The organism is Deinococcus sp. (assembly GCF_018260555.1).
Classification (GTDB): Bacteria; Deinococcota; Deinococci; order Deinococcales; family Deinococcaceae; genus Deinococcus.
Genome location: NZ_JAGLBB010000014.1, coordinates 43278 through 49756, shown reverse-complemented (window position 1 = coordinate 49756; position 6479 = coordinate 43278). Strand labels below are relative to the sequence as shown.

The 6479-nt window shown below is 68.4% G+C and carries 8 protein-coding genes; 5 read left to right on the top strand and 3 right to left on the bottom strand.

From position 1 onward, the window contains the following. The 3 genes from QZ271_RS04570 to QZ271_RS04560 all read right to left on the bottom strand — a co-directional run. The coding region (locus QZ271_RS04570) for an ROK family protein (RefSeq protein ID WP_291429412.1) at window positions 1-246 on the bottom strand (246 nt) is incomplete at its 3' end. A 42-nt stretch (window positions 247-288) separates the two neighbouring features. Next, window positions 289-681, bottom strand: a complete 393-nt coding sequence (locus QZ271_RS04565; RefSeq protein ID WP_291429411.1) for a hypothetical protein — start codon at window positions 679-681, stop codon at window positions 289-291. A 35-nt stretch (window positions 682-716) separates the two neighbouring features. Then, window positions 717-1637 (bottom strand): DUF4127 family protein, encoded by a 921-nt coding sequence (locus QZ271_RS04560; protein WP_291429409.1) that lies wholly within the window; start codon window positions 1635-1637, stop codon window positions 717-719. 109 nt (window positions 1638-1746) lie between these two features. Between QZ271_RS04560 and icd the strand changes: the two genes are divergently transcribed. From icd to QZ271_RS04535, 5 genes are all read left to right on the top strand, one after another. Further along, window positions 1747-3003, top strand: a complete 1257-nt coding sequence (gene icd, locus QZ271_RS04555) for an NADP-dependent isocitrate dehydrogenase (protein ID WP_291429407.1) — start codon at window positions 1747-1749, stop codon at window positions 3001-3003. A 437-nt stretch (window positions 3004-3440) separates the two neighbouring features. Beyond that, window positions 3441-3782: a hypothetical protein gene (locus tag QZ271_RS04550; protein ID WP_291429406.1), complete on the top strand. Its 342-nt coding sequence runs from the start codon at window positions 3441-3443 to the stop codon at window positions 3780-3782. Window positions 3783-3833: 51 nt separating this feature from the next. Beyond that, the gene (locus QZ271_RS04545) at window positions 3834-4550 is read left to right on the top strand and encodes a class I SAM-dependent methyltransferase (RefSeq protein WP_291429404.1); all 717 of its coding nucleotides are present in this window, start codon (window positions 3834-3836) and stop codon (window positions 4548-4550) included. Next, window positions 4505-4732 (top strand): hypothetical protein, encoded by a 228-nt coding sequence (locus QZ271_RS04540; RefSeq protein WP_291429401.1) that lies wholly within the window; start codon window positions 4505-4507, stop codon window positions 4730-4732. The genes QZ271_RS04545 and QZ271_RS04540 overlap by 46 nt, the downstream gene beginning before the upstream one ends. 162 nt (window positions 4733-4894) lie before the next feature. Further along, on the top strand, window positions 4895-6427 hold the full coding sequence (locus QZ271_RS04535; protein ID WP_291429399.1) for a radical SAM protein: 1533 nt from the start codon (window positions 4895-4897) through the stop codon (window positions 6425-6427). The last annotated feature ends 52 nt before the right edge of the window (window positions 6428-6479 follow it).

Here is a 6479-nt window from a genome sequence, read left to right as displayed (position 1 = left end):
ACCGGCCACCGCGCCCGCGCAAGCGACGCCCACCGCGCCTGCCCGCCCGGCCAGCGGCGCGGCCAGCTCTCCCACGGCCTCCAGGACCGCGTCCGGGGTGGCCGGGCGGGGCGTACGGGCTTCCAGGCGTTCGAGCACCCGACCGTCGTACGTGAGCAGCGCCGCGCGCAGGCCCGTTCCACCGATATCAAGCGCCAGCAGGGAAGAGGCCGTCAGGGAATGCACGGAATTGGACTGACCAGACACCGGCGCATTCTGTCACGCCCCGCCGCACGCGGAAACCGGCGTTCACTGCCGCTCGATCTGGCCGCCCTGCGTGACGATCAGCTGCGCCGGACGGTCGGAATCCAGCGTCACGGGTCGCCCCTGCCGCTGACCCTGCGCCTGCACGCTGACCTCGGCGCTCGTGACGCCCCTAGGCAGCGGCACCCGCCACGACTCGTGCGGCCACAGCGAGGCGCGTTCCAGGCACTCGCCGCCCGGCAGGCACACCCGCACCCCCGACACGACCTCGCCCGAGCGGTTCCCGATGCGCAGTCCCGCCCCGGCCCCGAACAACGCCTGCGCCCACGCGCCCAGCGTCACGGCCGCCAGCACGACCGTCAGCGCCGGGGCGGCGGCACCGAAACGCGCCGGTGCGGGCCGGGTGACGGGGGACAGCTGCGGCACTGGGGCGCTCATGCCTCTCAGCGTGTCAGGACTTCTTCTGCGCCGCGTCAGCCCTTTGGACGATCACCCGGGGAAGGCGGCGCGCCGTCCCCGCTCGCGGAACGCACGCTCATCGGGAACACCCCGGTGAACAGTCGCGGCCACGCCAGCCGCGCCTCGCCCAGTTCCAGGCTCAGACCGCGCCCCGCGAAGTGGCGCTCCCACACGGCCTGCACCCTCGGGTTCATGAGCTGCGGGAGTCGCCGGTTGGCAGCGTGAAGTTGTGGCCCCAGATCGAAGGGGCTGGGCTGCCCCAGCTCGGCGCGCAGCAGGGAACGCACCTCGCCCTGGTACAGCACGTCGTCCACGAGGCGTGAGAGCAGCGTTCCGGCGTGTCCGGCCCGGTCCGTGACCAGCGCGGCCAGTTTCCCGAAGGCAACGGCCGACCCGAGCGTGTTCCCGGCCGTGTTCCACGCACTGAATCCCGCCAGTTCCGCCAGCGGCAGCCCCTGCATCAGCGTCCACAGGCGCGCCTCGGCCCCGTTCGGGTACGCGATGTCGGCCACGCTGACCGGCCGCCCGGCCCGCAGGTCAGCCCGCACGGCGTCCACGAAGGCCGGCAGGTGCCGGTGCGGGGTGTCCACCGTCCCGAAATCCGGTTGCCGGTGCACCTGCCGTGTCCCCGGCGTGTTCACGGCCAGAATGAACGCCGCGTCTGCCGGACCGTCCGCCAGCACGCACCCGGCCGCCCGCAGGTGCGCGCGCACCAGTTCGCCCGCCGGGCGGTCCTCGTAGAGCATCTCCGCGCCCGCCCCGCCCACGCCGCTGTACCGCACCCACACCGGCACCGTCTCCGGGCGCAGCGCGCGGGCCAGCAGCGCGCAGGGCACCTCGTCCGCACCCGGGTACACGTCCAGCCGCTCCCACACGCCCAGTTCATCCGCGCGGGCCTCCAGCATCCGCCGGTCGAAGCTGCGAGTGGGAAACAAACGGAATCCGTATGAAACCTTGAACTGCGTCCAGACCGCGCCCTGAACCTTTCGGGTAACACGGACACCAATTCACCGCTCACGCGACTGGGGTACAGTGGTTCCCGTCATGGATAACCACATCAAGGTGCCCGCGCAGGGCGAGAAGATCACGATGCAAGGCGGCAAACTCAACGTGCCGAACCACCCCATCATTCCCTTCGTCGAGGGCGACGGCACCGGCCCGGACATCTGGAAAGCCAGCGTGCGCGTCCTCGACGCCGCCGTCGAGATCGCCTACGGCGGCGAGAAGAAGATCGAGTGGATGGAAGTCTATGCCGGTGAGAAGAGCCTGCAGGTGTATGGCGCCAACGAGTGGCTGCCCCAGGGCACCCTGGACGCCTTCAACGAGTACCTGTTCGGTATCAAGGGCCCGCTGACCACGCCCGTCGGTACTGGCATCCGCTCCATTAACGTCGCGTTGCGCCAGGAACTCGACCTGTACGCCTGCGTGCGGCCCGTCCAGTACTTCAAGGGCGTGCCCAGCCCCGTCAAGCGCCCCGAAGACGTGGACATGGTCATCTTCCGCGAGAACACCGAGGACATCTACGCTGGCATCGAGTACAAGGCCGGCACGCCCGAAGCCGACAAGGTCCGCGGCTTCCTGATGCGCGAGATGGGCGTCACCAAAATCCGCTTCCCCGACACCAGCTCGTTCGGCATCAAGCCCGTCAGCCGCGAAGGCACCGAGCGCCTCGTGCGCGCCGCCATCCAGTTCGCCATCGACAACGGCCGCAAGAGCGTCGCCATCGTCCACAAGGGCAACATCATGAAGTTCACGGAAGGCGGCTTCCGCGACTGGGGCTACGAACTCGCCAAACGTGAATTCGGCGCGGTCGAGATCGACGGCGGCCCCTGGTGCCAGCTTCCGAACGGCATCGTCATCAAGGACGTCATCGCCGACAACTTCCTCCAGCAGATCCTGCTGCGCCCCACCGAGTACGACGTGATCGCCACCTTGAACCTCAACGGCGACTACGTCAGCGACGCGCTCGCCGCGCAGGTGGGCGGGATCGGCATCGCCCCCGGCGCGAACATCAACTACGTGACCGGCCACGCCATCTTCGAAGCCACGCACGGCACCGCCCCCAAGTACGCCGGGAAGGACGTCATCAACCCCAGCTCCGTGATCCTCTCGGGCGAGATGATGCTGCGCTACATGGGCTGGACCGAAGCCGCCGACCTGATCCTCAAGGGCCTGGACGACACCATCCAGCAGCGCGTCGTCACGTACGACTTTGCCCGCAACATGGAAGGCGCCACCGAAGTCAAGACCAGCCAGTTCGGTGACAAGATCATCGAGAACATGAAAGCCCGCAAGGCATAAGCCGCAGACAGGTCAACCGAGGCCCGGACGCCTGTGCGTTCCGGGCCTCCCGTCTGCCGGGACGCGCAGGTGAGAGGGACTCCGGTGAAGTGGATTTCAACGACGGCTGCTTATAGCTGTGCGGCGCGGCGCCCCGAGCCTGCTCGGCTTGAAAGAGTGTGGCGGGTGTCCCCGGTGAAAAGCAGGGTCTTGAGCGCGTGTGCCCCCACCGCCAGAAGAACCGCACTCTTACCCTGCACCCAGCGGGTCCAGCCGCCTGTCAGCGGCGGCTTGCTAGGCCAGCGTCACCTTCGCCCGGTCACTCCGGGCAGTCACACACTCGCCACCCCTCCCAGCAGACAGCAGCCTCCCACCAGACAGGGAACGGCACGGAAGGATTTGGCAGGGTTGACACGGGCGCGCCCGCACCCATCTACACGCTTGCTAGACTGCGCGGCATGACGCGACTGCTGCTGGCCCTGGCGGGCGTGATTCTCCTGGCGGTCACGGCGCTGGCTCTGGTGTGGCTGATCGGTCAGGTCCTGGTGGGTGTGGGTGCGTTCGTGGTGGGTGCGGCGGGTGTGCTGGGCCGCCTGCTGTGGTTCCTGTTGGTGACGGGTCTGCTGGCGGGACTGGTGTACTTCGTGGCCAGTGCGTGGCGTCCGGCGCTACGGGCGCGTGGCGGCAGCGAACCTGCGCGGCCCAGTGAATCTGCGCGGCCCGGTGCCGTTGCCCGCCCGGCCAGCGCCACTCCGGTTCGCCTGGAGAAACCCCCGGTCTCACCGGACACCTCTGCCTGAGGCTGCACAGGTGCTCCCGCGGCGTGTGGGTCATCATGGCAGGATGAGGGTATGTCTGACCTGACGCCCGAACAGACGGCCGATTCCAGTGTGGTGAACCCGGCCCGGTTCCTGGGCCGCGCCGACGTGTACGCGCAGGCCCGGCCAGGTTACCCGGACGCGCTGGGCGCGTGGTTGCGGGACCTGGGGCTGCTGAACGCACGGGTCGCGGATATCGGCGCGGGGACCGGGCTGTTCACGCGGCTGCTGCTGGCGCACGGGGCGACCGTGACGGCCGTGGAACCCAACCCGGACATGCGCGCCGCGCTGGCCGGGGGGTTGCGTGGCGTGCCGGGCCTGACCCTGCAGGCCGGAACGTCCGAGGCGACCGGGTTGGCGGGCGCGTCGGTGGGGCTGATCACGGCGGCGCAGGCGGCCCACTGGTTCGACCCGGCGCGCACGACACACGAGTTCCGGCGGGTGCTGAGGCCGGGCGGGCGGGTGCTGTTCGTCTGGAACGACTGGCGGGCCGCACAGGAAAGCGCGCCGTTCAACCGCGCGTACGGTGAGGTCGTGCGGGCGTTCACGGACGACGATCCCCTTCAGATCCGGGTGCCGGAGGATGACCTGTCGCTGTTCATGCCCGGCGGGTTCGAGGGGCGCGAGTGGATGCACACGCACCTGCGCTGCGGTACCGTGAGGCCGGGGATGAACGCTGGCTGCGCCTGGATGTGGAGGTCATCGTGTTCCTGCTGTCCGGCGCGTGGCTGGCCGCCGACGTGGTCCTGACCCTGGCGGCCGGGTGGGGTGAACTGGCGGGTCGTCCATTCCGGCTGGAGAGCAGCGTGCTCGTGGCATTCCTGACGACCAGCACCGCCACCGTGATTGGCCTGTTCCTGGTCTTCCTGCGTTGGCTGTACCCGCAGGCACGCGCCCTGCCGGAGGCCCCACTCCCCACCCCGGACCTGTAGGGACGTGCTTGCGTCGTAACGCACACTTCAGTTGGGTGCGTGTAATCCCGTAGAATGGCGGATTGTGACGCGCGCCGCCGCCCGAGCCCAATCCCCGAGCCCAGCCCCTGCGCTGAGACCGCTCTGGTCCCCTCCGGCGCGGCCCACGCTCCCGGAGGACTTTTGAGTTACTGGCGCAACACCATCAAACCCCTGCTGGACGACGAGACCGGTACGCTGTTCAAGCAGGCTCCTGTCCGCGTGACCCTGGCCTTCCCCAACCGCTACTCGGTCGGCATGGCCTCGCTGGGTTATCAGGTCATCTACCGCATGTTCAACGACGAGCAGGGTGTCGCCTGCGAGCGCGCCTTCCTGCCCGACGACGTCGAAGCCTTCGAGAAGACCGGGCAGGCCCTTCCCACCGTCGAGACGGGCCGCGACGCCGGGGACTGCCAGTTGCTGGCGATCAGCGTGTCGTTCGAGCTGGACCTGACGAACATCATCCGACTGCTGGACCTGACGGGCCTGCGCCCCCTGCGCGAGGAACGCGACGACAGCGACGCCATCGTCATGATCGGCGGGCCGTTCACCAGTTCCAACCCCTACCCGCTCGCTCCGTTCGCGGACGTGATCATTATCGGGGACGGCGAGCAGATCATTCCCGTCGTCAGTGAGGCCCTGCGCGAGGCCGGGAGCCGCGAGGACTTCTACGACCTCGTGGACGGCATGCCCGGCGTGTTCCTCCCGGCGCGGCACACCCACGAACCCAAGTGGGCGACCGCGCCCAAGGAACTGCTGCCCGCGTACAGCCAGATCGTCACGCCGCACAGCGAACTGAGCAACATGTTCCTGGTCGAGGCGCAGCGCGGCTGCCCCCGCCCCTGCACCTTCTGCCTGGCGAGGACCATGTACGGCCCGAACCGCAACAACCAGGCGCAGGAACTGCTGGACGTCATCCCCGACTGGGCCACCAAGGTCGGGCTGGTCGGCGCGGCCCTCAGCGACTTCCCGCACACCAAGTTCGTGGGCCGCACCCTGACCGACCGGGGCGTGAAGCTGGGCGTCAGTTCCATCCGCGCCGACACGGTAGACACCGAACTGGCAGAGATCCTCAAGGCCGGCGGACTGCGCACCTTCACGGTCGCCAGCGACGCCCCCAGCGAACGCCTACGCCGCTGGCTGAAAAAAGGCATCACCACCGAGGACCTGATCAAGACCGCGCACATCAGCCGCGACCTGGGGTTCAAAGGCGTCAAGGTGTACATGATGATCGGCCTCGGCCCGGAAAACGACGACGACATCACGGAATTGATCTCATTCACCAAGGAACTCGCCGGGATTAACCGTATCGCGCTGGGCATCAGTCCCTTCGTGCCCAAACGCCACACGCCTCACTTCGCGGACCCGTTTGCGGGCGTGCAGGTCATCGAGAAGCGTATGAAACGCATTCAGAAGGAACTGCGGACCACCGCCGAACTGCGTAACGTGTCCGCCAAGTGGGCGTGGGTGGAATCGGTCATCGCGCGCGGCGGTCCCGAGGTCGGCATGGCCGCCTACCAGATCTACCGCAGCGAGAGCATCGGCGCGTGGAAAAAAGCCCTGGCGGACGTCGGCTGGAGCGACGAATTCGAAACGAACGCCCCCGCCATCGACCTGCCGCCCGGCCAGTACGAGAGCCAGGACGTCAGCGCCCACGCCCAGGGCCTCTCCATCTGAGACGGATTCCGTCTGATTTTGGACTGCACCGAATCAATCCGAGCAAAGCGAG